The following is an 18,519-nucleotide window of genomic DNA, read 5'->3' on the forward strand; positions in this document are numbered from 1 at the left end:
ATTTCGGATTGCCTGCCCAGGACCGTCGGCAGGGGCCCGCCATGACCACCAATCTCGCCTGGGATGACTTCCGGCTGGTCAAGGCCATCGCCGACCATCACGGGTTGACCGGCGCGGCCGCGGCGCTCGGCGTCAACCATTCCACCGTGTTCCGCCGCCTCGGACAGATCGAGGAGCAGGTCGGGCTGCAGCTCTTCGAGCGGCGCAAGACCGGCTATGTCGCGACCGTCGCCGGTGTCGAGATGGCGATGCTGGCCGCCCGCGTCGAGGACGACGTCGCCGCCTTCAGCCGCCGGCTCGCGGGGCGTGACCTCGCGCCCTCGGGCGAATTGCGGATTACCACAACCGACACGCTCTATCTCAACCTGCTGTTGCCGATCTTCGCCGCCTTCCGCGCCCTGCATCCGGCGATCCGGCTCGACATCGTGATCGGCAACCAGGCGCTCAACCTGTCCAAGCGCGACGCCGACATCGCGATCCGCGCCAGCGACGCGCCCGGTGAAACGCTGGTCGGGCGCCGGCTGGCGACGCTGAACTGGGCGATCTATGGCAACGCCGCTCAGGGCGCAGCCGGCCTGGGCGATCCCGACAGCCTGTTCGCGCGCGACTGGGTCGCGCTGGGCGATGCGCTCGGCCATGTGAAGGCGGCGCGCTATGTCCGCGAGAAGGTGGCGCCGGAGCGGATCGCGCTCAAGAGTTCGGCCGTGCTCGGCCTGGCGGAGGCAGTCGAGCAGGGGCTCGGCATCGGCCCTCTGCCCTGCTTCATCGCAGATCAACGCCCCGCGCTGGTCCGCCTGCTCCCGCCCGATCCGGATTTCTCGACGGGCCTGTGGATCCTGACCCATCCCGACATCCGCAACGCCCCGCGCGTGCGCGCCTTCATGGACTATGTCGGCGGCGAACTGGCGAAGAAGCGCGGGCTGCTCGAGGGGACGGGGTAAGCCCCGCATCGCATGGGTCAGATCTCGATGCCTTCCGGGATCAGCGCCAGCCCCTTGGCATAGGCATCCTTGAAGCGGTCGAGCCCGTGGCTGCCGCCATTGATGAGCTTGCGCGCCAGCGCGAGATCGTCCGCCACCAGAGCCGCGCGGATCGCATCCTCCTTGTTCGCGAGGAATTGCGCGAGGATCAGGCCGGCGATGCGGGGCTGGTTGGCCTGGGCAGGCTGGGCAACGAGATCGATACCCATCTGCGTGCCGATGCGGGTGTAGTTGTCCCGGCCGGTGAGCTGAATGAAACCACGCCCCTTGAACAAGGCGCCGTCGCCGGCCTGCGTGTTGCCCAACCGCTTCCCGATAGGCGTGCCCGGCTCGTAGAGGTCGAACGGGGCCTTGTCGGTATTGTACTTGCTCTTCATCTCGTCGATCGGCGCGAAACCTTCCGTCTCCGCCCGGATCGTCGCGAGCGCCATCAGCAGCATGTCGCGGTCGGCGAGACCGTAGGACCGCAGTCCCGCCAGAACATGCGGGAGGTTGTTGCGGATATTGGCCAGCGGCGTCGCGGGCACGAACAGCCGGGCAACGAGTTCGGGCGTGACCTGCGTCACGGCCGAGAGGCTCGACCAGCCACTCGCTGCGGCGCTGGTCGCCAGCACCGACTGCAGCGAAGCGATCTCCGTGCTCAACTGGGATGTCTGCATGATCAGCCGGTCGGCCTGCTCGCTCGGCTGGGACGCCCCGGTGGCGGGCGGTTCCGTCTTCGTGGTCGTCGATGGGGGTTCCGTACTCGCCGTCCCTGTCGTGCCGGCACCGCCCGTGATGGCGGGCGCCTTGGACATGAACCCTTCGATGAAATCGGCGCCGGCATAGCCGGCCGCGGCGAGCCCCAGCAGAACCTCGACCGCCGCGCCCGCAGGCCCGGCCAGCTTGTCGAGGCCGACCGCCAGCGCAGCCAACACCCCGGCGATGAAGCCGATGATGAGGCTGATCACCAGGCGACTCGCTAAAAAGGTCGTGGCCTGATCGGGGGCCTGGGTGGCGTTGAAGTCGTGCAGCTTCTTCAGGCCGACGACCGTGCGCGCGCCCTGTCCCACCATGCCCATGAGCCCTGCCAGCAGCAGGGCGCTCAACAAGACCGTCGGTTGCATCACTGGATTCCCCCGCAGCGCCGCGGAAGAAATACAACCTATAGTTTTAAATCCGTCAATCTCTCGTTATGAGATATGGACTTGACGGTCCTATCCAACCTCCACGACCACCCGCCCACGCACCTTGCCGTCGACGATGGCGCGGGCCGTGTCGATGACGTCTGTCAGCGGGATCCGCGTGCTCATCAGGGCGAGGCGGTCGCGGTCGAGGTCGCTGGCGAGCCTCGCCCAAGCCTCGAGCCGACGCGGCTTCGGGCACATCACCGAATCGATGCCGAGCAGCGAGACACCGCGCAGGATGAAGGGCGCGACGGAGGCCGGCAGGTCCATGCCCTGGGCGAGACCGCAGGCGGCGACGGCGCCGCCATACTTCGTCATGGAGAGCAGGTTCGCCAGCGTATGCGAGCCGACCGCGTCGACACCCGCGATCCAGCGCTCCTTGCCGAGGGGCCGGCCGGGCGCCGACAATTCGGCCCGGTCGATGATCTCGGCCGCGCCGAGGCCTTTGAGATACTCCGCTTCCTCGGCCCGTCCGGTCGAAGCAATGACGTGCCAGCCGGCCTTAACCAATAGTGCGACCGCCACCGAGCCGACGCCGCCGGCCGCACCGGTGACGACGACAGGCCCGTCGGCGGGTTTCACGCCATGCTTCTCCAGCGCCAGCACGCAAAGCATGGCCGTGTAGCCTGCAGTGCCGATCGCCATGGCTTCGTCGGGGTTGAGGCCTGCCGGCAGAGGCACCAGCCAGTCGCCCTTCACCCGGCTTTTCTGGGCATAGGCGCCGAGATGCGTCTCGCCCGTTCCCCAGCCGTTCAGCACGACGAGATCGCCCGGCTTGAACTCCGGATGCTCCGAGGTCTCGACCCGGCCGGCGAAGTCGATGCCGGGGATCATTGGCCACCGCCGCACAACGGGGGCGCGGCCGGTGATGGCGAGCCCGTCCTTGTAGTTCACCGTCGAATGCGTGACGCGGACGGTGACGTCGCCCTCCATCAGATCGCTCTCGGCAAAATCGGTGAAGGCGAGGTTGGGGCCGGCCTCGCCCTTGGTCGCGACGAGGGCCTTGAAGCTGGTCATGAGCGCATCCTCCGGAATTCGTTTCCGGCAGCAGATACGCAGCGCACGGTGCGCGGCAACCCCACGCGCCGTGCGCCTTTCGTCAGGCGGGCTGCGGCAGCCCACGCTCGACGGGCTTCTCGACGATCGGCAGGTTGATCAGCGCCGAGGCAATGCCGAGCGCGACCGAGAGCCACCAGACGACGATGTAGGAGCCGAAGGCCTCGTAGAGCAGGCCGCCGAGCCAGACGCCGAGGAAGCCGCCGACCTGATGCGAGAAGAAGGCGAAGCCATAGAGCATCGCCATGTATTTCGTGCCGAACATCAGCATGACCAGGGCCGAGGTCGGCGGCACGGTCGAGAGCCAGAACAGGCCGATGACGATGCCGAAGGCGATCGAGGTCGCCGGGCTCGGCGGCAGCAGGATGAAGACGGCGATGGCGGCGGCGCGGCCGAAATAGATCCAGGCCAGCAGATGGCGCTTGGGCATGCGCGTCGAGAGCCAGCCGGAGGAGAGCGAGCCGACCGCGTTCGCCAGTCCGATCACGCCCAGCGTCCAGGCGCCGACCCAGGCCGGCAGGTTCATGTCCTTCAGATAGGCCGGCATGTGGACGGTGATGAAGGCGAGCTGGAAGCCGCAGGTGAAGAAGCCGAGCACGAGTAGCACATAGCTGCGGTGGCGGAAGGCCTCGGCCAGCGCCTGGGCGATCGACTGGTTGGGCAGGTTCGCGGCGGAGGCCTGGACCGTCCCGCCGAGCTTGCGCGTCGAGAGAAAGATCGAGATCGGCAGGATCGGCAGCAGCGTCAGCGCGAAGACCATCAGCGCCTGGTTCCAGCCGATCTGGTCGATCAGGATGTTGCCGATCGGCGGATAGAGGAACTGGCCGAAGGAGCCGGCGGCCGTGCCGGCGCCAAACGCCATCGGCCGCCAGGATTCGGGCAGGAGCTTGCCGAAAGCGGCCAGCACGAGATTGAAGGAACAGGCGGAGAGGCCGAAGCCGATCAGCACGCCGGCGCCGAGATGGAGCTGCAGCGGGCTCGTCGCCAGCCCCATCATGACGAGACCCGCCGCATAGAGCAGCGCGCCGGTGCAGAGCACCTTGACGATCCCGAAGCGGTCAGCGATGGCGCCGGCAAAGGGCGCGCCCAGCCCCCAGAGCAGGTTCTGGATCGCCAGCGCGAGGCCGAAGGTGTCGCGCCCCCAGCCGAACTGCACCGTCATCGGAATCTGGAAGAGGCCGGCGCTGGCGCGTGGGCCGAAGGTGATCAATGCGATCAGGCAGCCCGCCGCGACGATGATCTCGGGCGCATGGCTGCGCCCCGGGGCGGGGCTCGAGGCGACGCTCATGGGCTGACATCTCCGGCAGGGCTGACGTGTGGCTGCACGATAGCGCCGAACACCCCGCCACGATAACGCGATTTCGTGGCCTGGCGCATCACGCGGATGCATGGGAGGCCGACTGATTTGGAAGCCGCCCTCGCCCGGCTTCTGCTCGCCGTTAACCCGCGCTCAACCCTACCGAGGTGATAACGGCATCAGGCGAAAGCGTGCCGTTCGCGCGCCGGTCGCTCCCCTCGTGTTCGGACGGGTGTGCGGTTTTGAGTCATCTGCGTTTGCGCCGGCGTACGAGACGCATCGGATCGACCGGGCTGAAATGGGCCTTGTCGACGGTCGCGCCCTGGGCGCTGGCCACGGGCATGCTGGTCTCCTTCACTGCGTCGGCCGGCCAGAATGCCGGCCTCGACACGCTGCCGGCGACCGCGCTCGGCCGCACCCTGCCCGGCCCGGTCTCGGAGCTGGAGGAAGGCCCCTCGCTGCTCGTCGCGGCCAGCGCCTTCCGCCTGCCCGGCCTGTCGCTGAGTTCGTCGATCCTCAAGGCGCATCTCAGTTTCGACGATCCGGAGCGCCGTTTCGTCATCGACCCGCGCCAGCCGCGCGAGGAGATGAAGCGTAGCGCCAAGGGCTTCCCCGAGGTCGACCGGACCGCCAAGGGCGATCCGCTGCCTCGCCTGAGGCCGAGCCTGTCGGCCCGCGCCCCGCGCGAACTCGAGCAGGTCGTGTTCGGCGATACCCAACCGGGGCTGATCTCGGGTGGCTTTTCGATCGAGGCGATGCGCCAGGCCGAGGCCATCACCGGGCCGCCGCTCGGCTTCGAGCCGCATGCCGACGACCAGGGGCTGACCGACCCCGCCCTCTCCGATGCCTCGCCGGACGCGCTCGCGGCCTCGGGCGTCTCGCCCTATGGCAATGTCCCGCGCACGATCGACGGCGCGACGCCGGCCGTGGGCGCCCCGACGGCCCAGACCTCGAGTACGCCCGCCGTCAACTACAGCGTGACCACGCTGGTGCCGGCGCTGCTGCCGCCCGCGCCGGAGCGGCCCGGCCTGCTGGCGCGCGCACCCGCCTCGCCGCTGCGGCGCGGCGCGCTGCCCGAGAGCGGCGCCCGCGAGATCTATACCGGGCTCATTCCCGCCGCCGACATGGCGCGCCAGCAGCGCTGCCTGGCGGAGGCAGTCTATTTCGAGGCGCGCTCGGAGTCCGACGAGGGCCGGGCCGCAGTGGCGCAGGTCGTGCTCAACCGGGTCAAGAGCCCGCTCTATCCCGACAGCGTCTGCGGCGTGGTCTACCAGAACAGCCACCGCTATCTGGCCTGCCAGTTCACTTTCACCTGCGAGGGCAAGTCGCTGCGCATCACCGAGCCCGGCCCCTGGCGCGACGCGGTCCGCATCGCCCGCGAGGTCTATGAGGGCACGACCTACCTCCCGGAGGTCGGCGCCTCGACCCACTATCACGCGCAGTATGTCCGCCCCTACTGGGCCAAGAAGCTCAAGAAGATGGACACGATCGGCCAGCATATCTTCTACAAGCTGCGGCCCGGGCAGACGTGAGGCGAGTGGGCAGCCGGGCGGACGGCTGCCTACTGATCGAGTAGTCTTGTCACCTCGCCCCTCCCCGCCAATATGTCGCGGACGGCCGCGTGGCGTTTGCCGGCGCCGCTCCCTATCCTGCCGCTACGGAAACGGGTGGGATGGATGATGCCGGATTTGAGTTCGCCGCTGAAGGCCGAGATCGGCCGCATTCTGGCGTGGTCGCTGTTTCTGCCCGTGCTTTGCGCCTGGCCTTTCCTTTCGGCGATGCCGCTATTCTCGCTCTGGGGCGGCGGGCATTCGGTGCTGTCCTTCTCGATCCACGCGGTGATGCTGCTGTTCGGCTTCTGGCCGATCGTGGCACTGCTCTGCGCGGGCGCCGTGCTGCGCGTCGAGGGCGGACAGCCTCTCGGCGGCACGCGCGGTGAGCGCGGCCTGTGGCTGGGTGCCTATGCCACGGTCTGGACGGGGCTCTACCTGATCGTCGCCTTCGCCCGCTCCTGAGACCGGGCAAGAGCCGTCTGGGCCGGAACAGCCCCGGCGACGAGACGTTGCCTCCCCGGAGGGAGGCGACATGCCGCGCTATTTCATCACCAGCGACGACGGGTCCGGCCCCGAGCGCGAGCCCGAGCCGCTCGATTTTCCCGACGCGAAGAGCGCGGCTGACGACGCCCATCTCGCACTCGCCGACATGGCGGTCGAGGTGCTGCCGCGGGCCAAGCAGGCGGCCCTTTCGGTCAGTCTCGACGACGAGGCCGGCGAGGCGGTCTACCGCGCTTCCGTGACGATCGAGGCGCGCAGCGGCGACGAGATCCGGGCTGCCGCGGCAGCGGCCGATGCGGAACGCGACGCTGCGGCCGAGAGGGTCGCGGCGCTGATCAAGGGCCGTTAAAGGGGGCGCATCCGCGTGATTTGCGTCGAAAAGCCATTCAAATGTTCCGCTTTGGCTTCACGCAACGTCAAACTGCATGAACGGGTGGCCCTCGCGGGGCGTGGTTAATTTTACCTTGTTTTGGCGTTTACCTTGCGTTCATCACTGTTTCCCGGCTTTCTCCGCCTCACAGAGCGGCCTCTGGCGCCGCGGGTGGGGACAGGTTCTGAGCATGGCGAAGAAGTCTCTCGGCATTTCGGCTTTCGCGGCGTCCGCCGCCTCGGCGGCTCTGCTGCTGGGTGCGGCCCCGGCCCAGGCCGGCGGCTGCTACGGCTCCTCCTGCCGTCCGGCGCCGTGCCACGGCGCAGCCTGCTACAACCTCGTCGAAACCCCGCCGGTTTACGGGACGATCGCCGAGACGCAGGTGGTGCGGCCGGCCAAGACCTATCGCCGCATCGTGCCGGCCGAATATGACTACGTCACCGAGAAGGTGATGATCCAGCCGGCGCGGCAGATCCCGCATCACGTTCCGGCGCAGTATTCCTCGATCCAGGAGAAGGTCCTGATCTCGTCCGGCGGCAAGCGCTGGGAGGTCACCACCGACGCCTATGGCCGCACCACGGGATGCTGGGTCTATGACAAGCCCCAGTACGGCTACCGCCAGCGCACCGTCGAGGTTTCGCCCGCCCGCGTCGAATACGAAACCATCCCCGCCGTCTACACCCAGCGCCAGCGCAAGGTGATGGTGCGGCCGACCCAGGTGCTGCACGAGACCGTGCCGGCGCAATACGAAACCCGCCATCGCAAGGTGCTCGTGAGCCCCGGCTCGCAGCACTGGCAGAAGGCCGGCTACTGAGTTTTGACTTGAGACGTTTGCGTACTGACTGCCTTTGACTACGGAAAAGACCACTCAACCCCGGCTCACGCCGGGGTTTTTTTTATGGGTCGTTCGATACGTCAACGCCGCCCTCCCCGTCATCCTGGGCGGCCGAAGGCCGGCCGGGATCCATCATAAAGCGCGACAATGCCCTATGATGGATCTCGGCCTGCGCCGCTTTCGCGGCTTGTCCAGGATGACGGTCGTGGATTCCGATAGCGGGCGGTGGCTGTCGCCGTCGCAGCAGCGAGGCGCCCTAGCCCAGCCCGCCCATCAACAGCGCCAGCACGCCGACGCCGAGGACAAAGGCGAGCAGGCGCGCGGGCATGCCGACGAGCGCGCCGGGTGAACGGCCGAGCGCGAGGCCGGCCACGATCTCGCTCAGGCCGAGGCCGAGCAGAACGAAGATGAAGGGCGGGAAGGCCGCCGAAGGCGCGAGCCAGCCGGCCTTGAAGACGAGCGCGACGAGGAGGCCGAGAAGCGCGCCGAAAGTAACGAAGACGAGCTCGACGCGCGTGAACCGCATGAGGCGGCTCAGCGCCGGCGGAAGTTCTGGTTGCGCGGCGGGCCGCTGGGCGCGGGGCCGGCGGTCTTCTGGCGGAAGTTGATGCGGCCGCGATCGAGGTCGTAGGGCGACATCTCGACGACCACGCGGTCGCCGGCGATGGTGCGGATGCGGTTCTTCTTCATCTTGCCGGCCGCATAGGCCAGGATGACGTGGTCGTTGTCGAGCTTCACCCGGTAATTGCCGTCCGGCAGCACTTCGACCACCGTTCCGTCGAATTCGAGCAGTTCTTCCTTAGCCATTCTGTCGTCCTTCGTGTGCCCGTGGGCGCTGAGGCGGGACCGCGGCTTGCGATCCCGCCCCGCTCAAGCGTGTTGCGCGTCAGTTCGCGCGCCGCCGGGCGCCGTTGGTGCGTGGTTGCTGTGTTCTTTGCTGCAAGAACGCGACGCCGCCAAGCCCTTCCTTGGCGGAACCGGCGTCTTTTCGCTGGCCCTGCGCTTCGGCCCGCTGCGGGCGGTCGTTGCGGGGGGCCTCGGCGCGCGGAGCGCCGGCATGGGCCGGCTTGCCGCCCAGGGGACGGCCCGAGCGCTCGCCATGCGGGCGACCCTGATCGCGACCGCCGCCGCCCTGCTGTCCGCGCCCGCCGCGGCCCTGGTTCTGGGGCGGCTTCTTCGGGATGCGGCCGTCCCAGTAGGGAACCTCGCCGATCGGGGTGATGGCGACACGGGTCAGCTTCTCGATCGCGGCGAGGTCGCCGCGCTCCTCCGGCGTGCAAAAGGCGATCGCCACGCCCGAGGCGCCGGCGCGCGCGGTGCGGCCGATGCGGTGGACATAGGTCTCCGGCACGTTCGGCAGGTCGAACTGCACGACATGGCTGATGCCGTCGACATCGATGCCGCGGGCGGCGATGTCGGTGGCGACGAGGATGCGCAGCTCGCCGTCGCGGAAGGCGCCGAGCGCCCGCTCGCGCTGGCCCTGGCTCTTGTTGCCGTGGATCGCCGCCGCCTTGAGGCCCGAGACCTCGAGCTGGCGGACGACCTTGTCGGCGCCGTGCTTGGTGCGGGTGAAGACGATGGCGCGCTCCATCTCGGGCACGCTCAGGGTCTTTGCCAGCAGCGCAGGCTTGTCGCCCGGATTGGTGAAGACGACGCGTTGGTCGATCTTCTCCGCCGTCGTCGCCACGGGCGCGACCGAGACCTCGACCGGATCGCTCAGATAGGCGGAGGCGATCTCGCGGATCGGCTTCGGCATCGTCGCCGAGAACAGCAGCGTCTGGCGCTTCTTCGGGATCAGCGTGGCGATGCGGCGCAGCGCGTGGATGAAGCCGAGGTCGAGCATCTGGTCGGCCTCGTCGAGGACGAGATACTCGATCTCGCGCAGCGAGACGGCGCGCTGGTCGACGAGGTCGAGCAGGCGCCCGGGCGTGGCGACGAGGATGTCGACATGCTGGCCGAGCGCGCGGATCTGCTTGCCGACGGGCACGCCGCCGAAGATCACGGCCGATTTGATCGTGGTGAACTGGGCATAGGCGCGGATCGAGGTCTCGATCTGGGCCGCGAGTTCACGGGTCGGCGAGAGGATGAGCGCACGCACCGAGCGCGTCTCGACGCGGCGCGGCTGGCTCACGAGGCGCTGGATCAGCGGCAGCGAGAAGGCTGCGGTCTTGCCGGTGCCGGTCTGGGCGGCGCCGAGGAGGTCGCGGCCCTGGAGAATCGGGGGAATCGCCTGGGCCTGGATCGGCGTGGGCGTGGTGTAACCTTCGGAGGCGAGCGCCTTGAGAAGCTGCTCGGCCAGGCCGAGGTCGGTAAATTGGGTCAAAACAGGTCTTTCCGGACGCCGTGACGCAAGGGGCACATGTGGGTATCGGCTGTGCCGCCGGATTGCGCCCGGCCTTTGTCTATTGCTCTTTCCTGCCGGCGAACCGCTAAGCCACAGCGCCGGAAGGTGTCGTGTGTGAACCAGGCCGGCACGGGGCCGGCCTGGGGAGTCTCAGGCCTCAGGCGACGGCGAGGTTGCCGGCCGAGGACTTGCCGGTCTTGCGATCGGCGACGAGCTCGAACGACACGACCTGGCCTTCGACCAGCTCGCGCAGCCCGGCGCGCTCGACGGCGGAGATGTGGACGAACACGTCCTGCCCGCCGTTCTCAGGGGTGATGAAGCCGTAACCCTTGGTGGCGTTGAACCACTTCACGGTGCCCTTGTTCATGTGGGTCGTCCTTGCGTTTCAGATCCGCGTATAGAAGCGAAGACACGGCGCGGCGCGCGGACGCCTGCCATGGTCTCGTAGTCGATGTGTGGTGGATCTGAATCGTGGCCGCCGACCGAAGAGGACCGCGCGGATGATGGCCAGAACCCGGCCGCATCTCGTCTTACATGGAGATGCCTAGCACAAAAGGCAACGCGGGTCCAGCGAGGGCGGGACGAGCATGCGAAAGCCGGCAGGCTCTCGCGAGCCTGCCGGCGATTGGCCATGCCGTTGCCGGCGCCGGTTGTCGGCTCAAACCGTCCCGCCGACCATCGGCAGCTGGCGCGGGCGGTCGCGGCCGAGGCGGGCCAGCGCATTGGCCACGGCGGGACCGATCGGCGGAACGCCGGGCTCGCCGACGCCGGTCGGCTTCTCGGTGGAGGCGATGATCGCGACCTCGACCTGCGGCATCTCCTGGAAGCGCAGCGAGCGGTAGCTGTCGAAATTGGTCTGCACCGGCTTGCCCTTGTCGAGCGTGATCTCGCCATAGAGGGCATGGCCGAGGCCGAAACCGATACCGCCTTCCATCTGGGCGCGGATCACGTCGGGGTTGACCGCGATGCCGCAATCGATCGCGCACCAGACCTTGTGGACCTTGGGCTCGCCGTCGGGACCGATCGAGACCTCGGCGATCTGGGCGACGAAGGAGCCGAAGCTCTCCGCCACCGCGACGCCGCGGGCCCGGCCGTTGCCGGCGTCTGGGCCGGTCCATTTCGCCAGTTCCGCGACAGCCTTCAGCACGGCAGCCAGCCGCGGCTCCTTACCCATCAGGGCAAGACGGCCCTGCACCGGGTCCTGCCCCGCGGCATGGAGCAGTTCGTCGATGAAGCACTCGACCGCATAGGCGGTGTGGGTGTGCCCGACCGAGCGCCACCATAGAGTCGGAACGCCGACCTTGGCGGTGTGAACCTCGCAGCGGAAATCCGCGATCTCATAGGGCAGCTCATCGGCGCCCTCGACCATCGTCGCGTCGATGCCGTTCTTCACCGTCATCGCCTCGAAGGGCGTGCCGAGGAAGAAGGACTGGCCGACGATGCTGTTGGTCCAGGCGGTGATCCTGCCATCCTTCACCGCGCCGCGCAGGCGATGGACGAAGAGCGGACGATAATGGCCGCCGGTCAGGTCGTCCTCGCGGGTCCAGACCAGCTTGACCGGCCGGTTGGGGCCGATCGCCTTGGCGCACATCGCCAGTTCCGCCGCCAGATGCTGGCTGACCTGGGCACGCCGCCCGAAGGAACCGCCGGCCAGCATGGTCTCGAGCTTCACCTTTTCCGGCGGCAGTTCCAGGATCGTGGCGATGGTCTGGTGTTCGGTGGTCTGGAACTGGCTGCCGAAGCGGGCGAGCGCGCCCTGCGCATTCCATTCCAGATAGCCGTCGAGCGGCTCCATCGGCGCATGGGCGAGATAGGGGAAGACGTATTCCGCCTCGATCACCCGCTCCGCCTTGGCGAGAACGGCCTGCGCATCGCCATGGCTCCCGGCGACGGTGCCGGGCGTGCGGGCGAGCGCGCGATACGCGGCGACGATCTCGGCGCTGCCGCGTGTCTCGGCTCCGCTCTCATCCCAGGTAACCTTCAGCGCCTCGCGCCCCTTGATCGCCGGCCACATGCCCTGACCGTAGACGGCGATGCCGGAGCCGATCTGCTTGACGTCGACCACGCCCTTGACCTTGAGGGCCTCCGTCGCATCGAAGCTCGCCACCTTCCCGCCGAATCGCGGCGGCCGGGCGACGACGACGGTCAGCATGCCGGGCGCGGCGATGTCGATGGTGAACTGCGCCTTGCCACGGGCCTTGTCGGCACCGTCGATGCGTCTGACCGCACCTTCCTTGCCGATGAACCTGAACTGCGCGGGCTGCTTCAGCGGAGCGTCGGCCGGCGCCGGCAGCTTGGCGGCAGCCTCGGCGAAGTCGCCGAAGCGGCCCTGCTTGCCCGAAGCATGCTTCAGCACGCCCGCCTCGATGGTGATCTCCCCGGCCGGCACCTTCCAGGCCTGGGCGGCGGCCTGCACGAGCATCAGACGGGCGGTCGCGGCCGCCTTGCGGATCTGCTCGAAGGAGTTGGCCATCGCGGTCGAGCCGCCGGTGCCCTGCACGCCGAAGGCGAGATTGGCATAAAGCTTGACGTCGGCAGGGGCGTGCTCCGCCCGCATCTGGCTCCAGTCGGCGTCCATCTCCTCGGCGACGAGCGTGGCGAGCCCGGTAAAGGGACCCTGGCCGAACTCGATGTGCTTGACGATAACGGTCACGCTGCTGTCGGCGGCGACGCGGATGAAGGCGTTGGGCGCGAAGGTCGCGGCCCCGGCCGCCTGCTGGGCGCGGGCCGCCTTGGGGAGGTGGAGGGCGATGACGAGGCCGCCGGCGCCGGCCAGCAGCGAGCGGCGCGAGAGCGTGAGATCGTGCGCGGTCATGATCAGCCCTCCAGGGTGCGGGCCGCGGCGTGGATCGCCGTGCGGATGCGGGCATAGGTGGCACAGCGGCAGATGTTGCCGTTCATGGCGGCATCGATGTCGCTGTCGCTGGGCTTGGGGTTGGCCGTGAGCAGGGCCACCGCGCTCATGACCTGGCCGGACTGGCAATAGCCGCATTGCGGCACGTCGATTGTGTCCCAGGCGGCCTGGACCGCCCTCGCCTCCTTGCTGTCGAGCGCCTCGATCGTCGTCACCTTGCCGTCGACCGCCGAGACGGGCGTGACGCAGGAGCGAACGGGCTGCCCGTCGATCCAGACCGTGCAGGCGCCGCACTGGGCGATGCCGCAGCCGAATTTGGTGCCGGTCAGGCCGAGATTGTCGCGGATCGCCCAGAGCAGGGGCGTATCGTCGTCGACATCGACGCTGTGGGTGCGTCCATTGACGGTGAGTGTATGGGCCATGGTTGCCTCGCGAAGGACATGCGATGTGAAGAAGCGGAACGTCGTCTTGCCACGGGGGTTATCTGCGAACCCGATCCGGCATAGCGTCTGACGGCGACCACAAACGTGGTCGAACAAAAAAATGGACTCACTGGATTGATCCAGTCCATTTGGTAGATCGCGCAAAGGCTGGAATTCGTCAAGAGTGAGAATGGACGGATCACGAGAATGTGCCCCGGCTCCGCCGGACGAGGCGGTGACCCGGATCGAGCAGATCGCCGATGCCGCGCTGCGACGGTTCGCGCGCTATGGCTTCAAGCGCAGTTCGATGGACGACATCGCGCGCGAGGCCGGTCTCGCGAAGGCGACGATCTATCTGCACTTCAGGGGCAAGGACGACGTCTTCCGGGCGATGATGGCGCGGTTTCTGGCGCAGGTCGCCGCCCGCTGCGAAGCCGTGATGGCGGAGCCCCTGCCCTTCCCCGACAAGCTTTCAGCGCTGATGCTCGCGCATTTCGGCGCCGGCTATGCGGCCTTCGGCGATGGCGAGCATCTGGTCGAGCTCAAGACGGTGATGGCCAGCATCGCGACGCGGGAGGCCCAGGCCTTCGAGCACATCTTCTGCAACCACGCGACGGCCCTTCTCACTCAGGCCGCCGCCGCGCAGGAGATCGCGCTCGGCGCCCTGGCGCCCGGACAGATCGTCGAGACGATCGCCCACGCCGCGATCGGCGCGAAGATGGGGCCGCAGCCTTCGCTCGAAACCTATGAGGCGCGGCTTCGTCAGATCGCCGTCCTGGCGGCTCAGGCGGTCGCGAGGCGGTAGGCGGCGCCATCAACCGCCGCGAGGCGAATGGCGCCCTGGCGTGCCGATGCCCTGGCGAGGCGCCGCACCGCTGCCCCGCCTCAGCCTTCCTTCGCCCGCACCGCGCCGAGCGCCGCCTGGGCGGCGGCGAGCCGCGCGATCGGCACGCGGAAGGGCGAGCAGGAGACGTAGTCGAGGCCGACGCTCTCGCAGAAGCCGATCGAGGCGGGATCGCCGCCATGCTCGCCGCAGATGCCGAGCTTGATGTCGGGCCGGACTTTGCGGCCGCGTTCGGCGGCGAGCTTTACCAGTTCGCCGACGCCCTCCTGGTCGATCGTTACGAACGGATCCGCCGCGAGGATGCCCTTGGCCGTATAGGCGCCGAGGAAGGAGGCGGCGTCGTCGCGCGAGATGCCGAGCGTGGTCTGCGTGAGGTCGTTGGTGCCGAAGGAGAAGAACTCGGCGCTCTTGGCGATCTCCTCGGCCCGCAGCGCGGCGCGCGGCAATTCGATCATGGTGCCGACCTGATAGGTCAGCTCGACCTTGCTCTCGGCGATGACCTCCTTGGCCATGGCGTCGATGCGCGCCTTGACGAGATCGAGCTCGGCGACGCCCATGACGAGCGGCACCATGACCTCGGGGATCACGGCCTTGCCGGTCTCGCGAGCGGCGATGACCGCCGCCTCGAAGATGGCCCGAGCCTGCATCTCCGCGATCTCCGGATAGGCGATCGCGAGGCGGACTCCGCGGAAACCGAGCATCGGGTTGAATTCGTGCAGCTCGGTGGCGCGGTGCTTCAGCGCCTCGGGCGTGACGCCCAGCGCCTGCGCGACGGCGGCGATCTCGGCCTCGCCATGCGGCAGGAACTCATGCAGCGGCGGGTCGAGCAGGCGGATCGTCACCGGCAGCCCGCTCATGATGGTGAAGAGCTGGACGAAGTCCTGGCGCTGCATCGGCAGGAGCTTGGCGAGCGCGGCGCGGCGGCCCTTGTCGTCGGCGGCGAGGATCATCTCGCGCACGGACTGGATGCGGTCGGCCTCAAAGAACATGTGCTCGGTGCGGCACAGCCCGATGCCCTCGGCGCCGAACTCGCGGGCGGTGCGGGCGTCGTCCGGCGTCTCGGCATTGGCGCGCACCTTGAGGCGGCGAACCTTGTCAGCCCAGCCCATCAGCGTCGCGAACTCGCCGGAGAGCTCGGGCTTCTGCATCTTGACCTCGCCGAGCAGCACCTGGCCGTTGCCGCCGTCGATGGTCAGGACATCGCCGGCCTTGAGCACGGTCTGGCCGACGGTGAGCGTGCCCTTGGCATAGTCGACGCGGATCTGGCCGGCGCCGGAGACGCAGGGCTTGCCCATGCCGCGCGCCACCACCGCGGCATGGGATGTCATGCCGCCGCGCGTGGTCAGGATGCCTTCGGCGGCATGCATGCCGTGAATGTCCTCCGGCGAGGTCTCGACGCGCACGAGGATGACCTTGCGGCCGGCCTTGCGGGCGTTCTCGGCCTCGTCCGAGTTGAAGACGATCTCACCGGCTGCGGCTCCGGGCGAGGCCGGAAGGCCCGTCGTCAGCACGCGGCGCTCGGCCTTGGGGTCGATCATCGGGTGCAGGAGCTGGTCGAGCGCGCCGGGCTCGACGCGGCCGACGGCCTCCTCCTGCGAGATCAGGCCTTCCTGCGCGAGTTCGACCGCGATCCGCAGCGCCGCCTTGGCGGTGCGCTTGCCGGACCTCGTCTGCAGCATCCAGAGCTTGCCCTCCTGGATGGTGAACTCCATGTCCTGCATGTCGCGGTAATGCTTCTCGAGGATGCCGTAGATCCGGCAGAGCTCGGCATAGGCCTCCGGCATTGCCTTCTCCATCGAAGGCTTGTCGGAGCCGGCTTCCTTGCGGGCGGCCTCGGTGATGTCCTGCGGGGTGCGGATGCCGGCGACGACATCCTCGCCCTGCGCGTTGATCAGGAACTCGCCGTAAAGAGCGTTCTCGCCGGTCGACGGGTTGCGCGTGAAGGCGACGCCGGTGGCCGAGGTGTCGCCCATATTGCCGAACACCATCGACTGGACATTCACAGCCGTGCCCCAGGCGGCGGGGATGTTGTTGAGCTCGCGATACTTGATCGCGCGCGCATTCATCCAGGAGGAGAAGACGGCGCCGACCGCGCCCCAGAGCTGGTCGCGCGGGTCCTGCGGGAAGTCGCTACCCAGCGCCTTCTTCACGATGTCCTTGTACTTGCCGACGAGGACCTTCCAGTCCTCGGCGCCGAGATCGGTGTCGAGATGCAGGCCCTTGCGCTCCTTGTAGTCCTCGAGCGCCTCCTCGAAATGGCCGTGATCGACGTCGAGCACGACGTTGGAATACATCGTGATGAAGCGGCGATAGCTGTCCCAGGCGAAGCGGGCATCGCCCGAGGCCTTGGCCACCGCCTCGACGGTGACGTCGTTCAGGCCGAGATTGAGGACGGTGTCCATCATGCCCGGCATCGAGGCGCGGGCGCCCGAGCGAACCGACACCAGAAGCGGATTGGCCGGGTCGCCGAAAGTCTTTCCGGTCAGGCGGCCCATCTCGGCGAGCGCGGCCTGGGCCTGCGCCTCGAGATCCGGCGGAAACTGTTTGCCGTTGTCGTAATACCAGGTGCAGACCTCGGTGGTGATGGTGAAGCCGGGCGGTACCGGCAGGCCGAGATTGCTCATCTCGGCGAGGTTGGCCCCCTTGCCGCCGAGCAGGTTCTTCATGCCCGCCTCGCCCTCGGCCTTGCCATCGCCGAAGGTGTAGACCCACTTCCCGCCAGCCATCGTCCCAGCCCCTTCACATCATCCAGACCGCGCACCAACGCAGCGGCCGGCGAATGGTTCGCGTGCGCCGCAACACGGCATCGCGGCGTGGTCATGCCGAAAAGCGCATGAACAATCAATGAGCCGAAGGGCCACCCGATCCGGCGAGGTCAGCCGTCGAGCGGCGCAGCGTCCGGCGCCACCAGGGAGAGCTTCGGGAAATAGGTCCGGTAGCGCGACGAATCCCGCGTGATGAGACTGTATCCGGCCACCGCAGCATGAGCGCCGATGAAGAAATCGGGCAATGGCGACAGCTTCGTGCCGCCGCGCCGCCGGTAGCTGAGAAAGCACTTGCCGGCGAGAAAGGCCGCTTCGAAAGGGATCGGCTCCCGGTCGATCATGGCACTTGGCAAGGCGGCGTCGACGTCCTCGATCCGGGCATAGAGGGTCGACACCTCGGCATAGACGATCGGGTTAATGACGAGCCGGAAACGGTCGGCCGCCTGTTCCAGGGCGCGGGCCGACCAGGAGAACCAGTGTGGATCTTCCGTCATCACATCGAGCAGAACATTGCTGTCGACGAGAACGGCAGGCACTCAGCCCTCCCGCGTCAACGCCATGATCTCATCCGTGCTCATCTGGACGTCGCCGCGGCCGCGAAGATGAGCGATGAGCCTGGCGCCGCGCGTGGGCTTCCGGCCAGGCTTCGCGGGTGTAATCCGGACGACGCTGCCGTCGAAATCAAACTCGACTTCGGTATGTGGCAGCAGGCCTGCCTGCTCGCGGATGTCGGCCGGTATCGTCACCTGGCCTTTCGACGTGATGCGCATGGTTTCGCTCCGCTTCTTACTCACATATGTAAGAACCAGAGCGCCCCTTGCCAAGCGCCAATACGGCCGACGCCTTCGGAGGGGCGTTTCCCAAGCCTCAGCGCGCCCTCGCCTTCTTCGGCCAGCGCAGCGGCCAGGCGACGATGCGGTCCGGCACGTCCTCGTCGGGCACGTCGTCCTCGCTGGCGAAGACGCGATTGCGGACCGCGACACCGGCCTCGACCACCGTCTCAGGGTCGCCGGAGACGAGGGGATGCCACCAGGGCAGATCGCGTCCCTCCGCGACCAGCCGGTAGGCGCAGGTCGGCGGCAGCCAGGGCAGCGTGCGCACGTCATGCGGCGTCAGGGTGACGCAATCGGGGACGATGGTGGACCGGTTCTCATAGTCCTTGCAGCGGCAGGTGCCGGCATCGAACAGGCGGCAACCGATATCGGTGGCCAGGATCGCGCCGGTATCCTCGTCCTGCAGCTTGACGAGGCAGCAGCGGCCGCACCCGTCGCAGAGCGATTCCCATTGCTCGCGGTTCATCGCCTCGAGCGGCGTGGTGCGCCAGAAGGGTTCGTCGGGCTTGGGATCGTTGACCATGGGGCCTTATGCGACGGCCGGCGGGCCGAGGGAAGCACGGGCGGCGCATCCGCCGCCGCGCAGCCCGCGTATCAAAAGCGTCCCGAAACGGGACAGGCGCCGTGGCAAGGAATCTGCTGTCCCTGCATTTCACGCCGGGCCTCTGGCACGCGCGCGACAACAGGATATGTATGTCC

19 protein-coding genes are annotated in these 18,519 nt (G+C 68.1%); 6 read left to right on the top strand and 13 right to left on the bottom strand.

Going from position 1 to position 18,519, the window contains the following annotated elements; all coding sequences use genetic code 11:
• Positions 1-41 precede the first annotated feature (41 nt).
• Positions 42-941: a LysR family transcriptional regulator gene (locus AX750_RS05695; protein ID WP_066724469.1), complete on the top strand. Its 900-nt coding sequence runs from the start codon at positions 42-44 to the stop codon at positions 939-941.
• A gap of 17 nt (positions 942-958) precedes the next feature.
• Here the strand turns inward: AX750_RS05695 and AX750_RS05700 are convergent, their stop codons facing one another.
• The 3 genes from AX750_RS05700 to AX750_RS05710 form a co-directional block, all read right to left on the bottom strand.
• Positions 959-2,086 carry a hypothetical protein gene (locus AX750_RS05700; protein ID WP_066724471.1) on the bottom strand — a complete coding sequence of 376 codons (1,128 nt, stop codon included), beginning with the start codon at positions 2,084-2,086 and terminating at the stop codon, positions 959-961.
• 90 nt (positions 2,087-2,176) lie between these two features.
• Positions 2,177-3,163 (bottom strand): MDR family oxidoreductase, encoded by a 987-nt coding sequence (locus AX750_RS05705; RefSeq protein WP_066724474.1) that lies wholly within the window; start codon positions 3,161-3,163, stop codon positions 2,177-2,179.
• An 82-nt stretch (positions 3,164-3,245) separates the two neighbouring features.
• Complete coding sequence (locus AX750_RS05710) at positions 3,246-4,490, bottom strand: MFS transporter (protein WP_066724476.1); 1,245 nt, start codon at positions 4,488-4,490, stop codon at positions 3,246-3,248.
• A 314-nt stretch (positions 4,491-4,804) separates the two neighbouring features.
• Here AX750_RS05710 and AX750_RS05715 point away from each other — a divergent pair, with 314 nt between their 5' ends.
• From AX750_RS05715 to AX750_RS05730, 4 genes are all read left to right on the top strand, one after another.
• Positions 4,805-6,031, top strand: coding sequence for a cell wall hydrolase (locus AX750_RS05715; RefSeq protein ID WP_066724479.1), 1,227 nt, complete (start codon positions 4,805-4,807; stop codon positions 6,029-6,031).
• 156 nt (positions 6,032-6,187) lie between these two features.
• Positions 6,188-6,514 carry a hypothetical protein gene (locus tag AX750_RS05720; protein WP_156446642.1) on the top strand — a complete coding sequence of 109 codons (327 nt, stop codon included), beginning with the start codon at positions 6,188-6,190 and terminating at the stop codon, positions 6,512-6,514.
• Between the two features lie 70 nt (positions 6,515-6,584).
• Entirely contained in the window at positions 6,585-6,902 is a 318-nt protein-coding gene (locus AX750_RS05725; protein ID WP_066724483.1) for a hypothetical protein, read from the top strand.
• Between the two features lie 211 nt (positions 6,903-7,113).
• Entirely contained in the window at positions 7,114-7,737 is a 624-nt protein-coding gene (locus AX750_RS05730) for a hypothetical protein (RefSeq protein ID WP_066724486.1), read from the top strand.
• Positions 7,738-8,014: 277 nt separating this feature from the next.
• Here AX750_RS05730 and AX750_RS05735 read toward each other — a convergent pair whose 3' ends face one another.
• The 6 genes from AX750_RS05735 to AX750_RS05760 form a co-directional block, all read right to left on the bottom strand.
• The gene (locus AX750_RS05735) at positions 8,015-8,284 is read right to left on the bottom strand and encodes a hypothetical protein (RefSeq protein WP_066724487.1); all 270 of its coding nucleotides are present in this window, start codon (positions 8,282-8,284) and stop codon (positions 8,015-8,017) included.
• A gap of 8 nt (positions 8,285-8,292) precedes the next feature.
• Positions 8,293-8,565, bottom strand: a complete 273-nt coding sequence (gene infA, locus AX750_RS05740; RefSeq protein ID WP_066724490.1) for a translation initiation factor IF-1 — start codon at positions 8,563-8,565, stop codon at positions 8,293-8,295.
• Between the two features lie 79 nt (positions 8,566-8,644).
• On the bottom strand, positions 8,645-10,081 hold the full coding sequence (locus tag AX750_RS05745; RefSeq protein ID WP_066724496.1) for a DEAD/DEAH box helicase: 1,437 nt from the start codon (positions 10,079-10,081) through the stop codon (positions 8,645-8,647).
• A 178-nt stretch (positions 10,082-10,259) separates the two neighbouring features.
• A complete protein-coding gene (locus AX750_RS05750) occupies positions 10,260-10,469 on the bottom strand; it encodes a cold-shock protein (protein ID WP_066724499.1) in 210 nt (69 codons plus the stop codon).
• Between the two features lie 291 nt (positions 10,470-10,760).
• On the bottom strand, positions 10,761-12,917 hold the full coding sequence (locus tag AX750_RS05755; RefSeq protein WP_066724502.1) for a xanthine dehydrogenase family protein molybdopterin-binding subunit: 2,157 nt from the start codon (positions 12,915-12,917) through the stop codon (positions 10,761-10,763).
• Between the two features lie 2 nt (positions 12,918-12,919).
• Complete coding sequence (locus AX750_RS05760; protein ID WP_066724505.1) at positions 12,920-13,378, bottom strand: (2Fe-2S)-binding protein; 459 nt, start codon at positions 13,376-13,378, stop codon at positions 12,920-12,922.
• A gap of 190 nt (positions 13,379-13,568) precedes the next feature.
• Between AX750_RS05760 and AX750_RS05765 the strand changes: the two genes are divergently transcribed.
• Positions 13,569-14,183, top strand: coding sequence for a TetR/AcrR family transcriptional regulator (locus tag AX750_RS05765; protein ID WP_082735316.1), 615 nt, complete (start codon positions 13,569-13,571; stop codon positions 14,181-14,183).
• An 80-nt stretch (positions 14,184-14,263) separates the two neighbouring features.
• On the opposite strand, the gene ppdK is transcribed toward AX750_RS05765, so the two are convergent.
• From ppdK to AX750_RS05785, 4 genes are all read right to left on the bottom strand, one after another.
• A complete protein-coding gene (gene ppdK / locus AX750_RS05770; protein WP_066724511.1) occupies positions 14,264-16,948 on the bottom strand; it encodes a pyruvate, phosphate dikinase in 2,685 nt (894 codons plus the stop codon).
• 149 nt (positions 16,949-17,097) lie between these two features.
• Positions 17,098-17,523 carry a type II toxin-antitoxin system VapC family toxin gene (locus tag AX750_RS25870; RefSeq protein WP_156446643.1) on the bottom strand — a complete coding sequence of 142 codons (426 nt, stop codon included), beginning with the start codon at positions 17,521-17,523 and terminating at the stop codon, positions 17,098-17,100.
• Positions 17,524-17,757 carry an AbrB/MazE/SpoVT family DNA-binding domain-containing protein gene (locus tag AX750_RS25875; RefSeq protein ID WP_066724514.1) on the bottom strand — a complete coding sequence of 78 codons (234 nt, stop codon included), beginning with the start codon at positions 17,755-17,757 and terminating at the stop codon, positions 17,524-17,526. It lies immediately after the preceding gene.
• A 97-nt stretch (positions 17,758-17,854) separates the two neighbouring features.
• On the bottom strand, positions 17,855-18,343 hold the full coding sequence (locus AX750_RS05785; RefSeq protein WP_066724521.1) for a YcgN family cysteine cluster protein: 489 nt from the start codon (positions 18,341-18,343) through the stop codon (positions 17,855-17,857).
• Between the last annotated feature and the right edge of the window lie 176 nt (positions 18,344-18,519).

Source organism: Methylobacterium sp. CCH7-A2 (assembly GCF_001557075.1).
Taxonomy (GTDB): Bacteria; Pseudomonadota; Alphaproteobacteria; order Rhizobiales; family Beijerinckiaceae; genus Allobosea; species Allobosea massiliensis.

What these genes read in the sequence shown, in the direction of transcription:
- AX750_RS05695 (WP_066724469.1), top strand. Translation starts at nt 42, where the DNA reads ATGACCACCAATCTCGCCTGGGATGACTTCCGGCTGGTCAAGGCCATC.
- AX750_RS05700 (WP_066724471.1), bottom strand. Translation starts at nt 2,086, where the DNA reads ATGCAACCGACGGTCTTGTTGAGCGCCCTGCTGCTGGCAGGGCTCATG.
- AX750_RS05705 (WP_066724474.1), bottom strand. Translation starts at nt 3,163, where the DNA reads ATGACCAGCTTCAAGGCCCTCGTCGCGACCAAGGGCGAGGCCGGCCCC.
- AX750_RS05710 (WP_066724476.1), bottom strand. Translation starts at nt 4,490, where the DNA reads ATGAGCGTCGCCTCGAGCCCCGCCCCGGGGCGCAGCCATGCGCCCGAG.
- AX750_RS05725 (WP_066724483.1), top strand. Translation starts at nt 6,585, where the DNA reads ATGCCGCGCTATTTCATCACCAGCGACGACGGGTCCGGCCCCGAGCGC.
- AX750_RS05730 (WP_066724486.1), top strand. Translation starts at nt 7,114, where the DNA reads ATGGCGAAGAAGTCTCTCGGCATTTCGGCTTTCGCGGCGTCCGCCGCC.
- AX750_RS05735 (WP_066724487.1), bottom strand. Translation starts at nt 8,284, where the DNA reads ATGCGGTTCACGCGCGTCGAGCTCGTCTTCGTTACTTTCGGCGCGCTT.
- infA (WP_066724490.1), bottom strand. Translation starts at nt 8,565, where the DNA reads ATGGCTAAGGAAGAACTGCTCGAATTCGACGGAACGGTGGTCGAAGTG.
- AX750_RS05750 (WP_066724499.1), bottom strand. Translation starts at nt 10,469, where the DNA reads ATGAACAAGGGCACCGTGAAGTGGTTCAACGCCACCAAGGGTTACGGC.
- AX750_RS05755 (WP_066724502.1), bottom strand. Translation starts at nt 12,917, where the DNA reads ATGACCGCGCACGATCTCACGCTCTCGCGCCGCTCGCTGCTGGCCGGC.
- AX750_RS05760 (WP_066724505.1), bottom strand. Translation starts at nt 13,378, where the DNA reads ATGGCCCATACACTCACCGTCAATGGACGCACCCACAGCGTCGATGTC.
- AX750_RS05765 (WP_082735316.1), top strand. Translation starts at nt 13,569, where the DNA reads ATGGACGGATCACGAGAATGTGCCCCGGCTCCGCCGGACGAGGCGGTG.
- ppdK (WP_066724511.1), bottom strand. Translation starts at nt 16,948, where the DNA reads ATGGCTGGCGGGAAGTGGGTCTACACCTTCGGCGATGGCAAGGCCGAG.
- AX750_RS25875 (WP_066724514.1), bottom strand. Translation starts at nt 17,757, where the DNA reads ATGCGCATCACGTCGAAAGGCCAGGTGACGATACCGGCCGACATCCGC.
- AX750_RS05785 (WP_066724521.1), bottom strand. Translation starts at nt 18,343, where the DNA reads ATGGTCAACGATCCCAAGCCCGACGAACCCTTCTGGCGCACCACGCCG.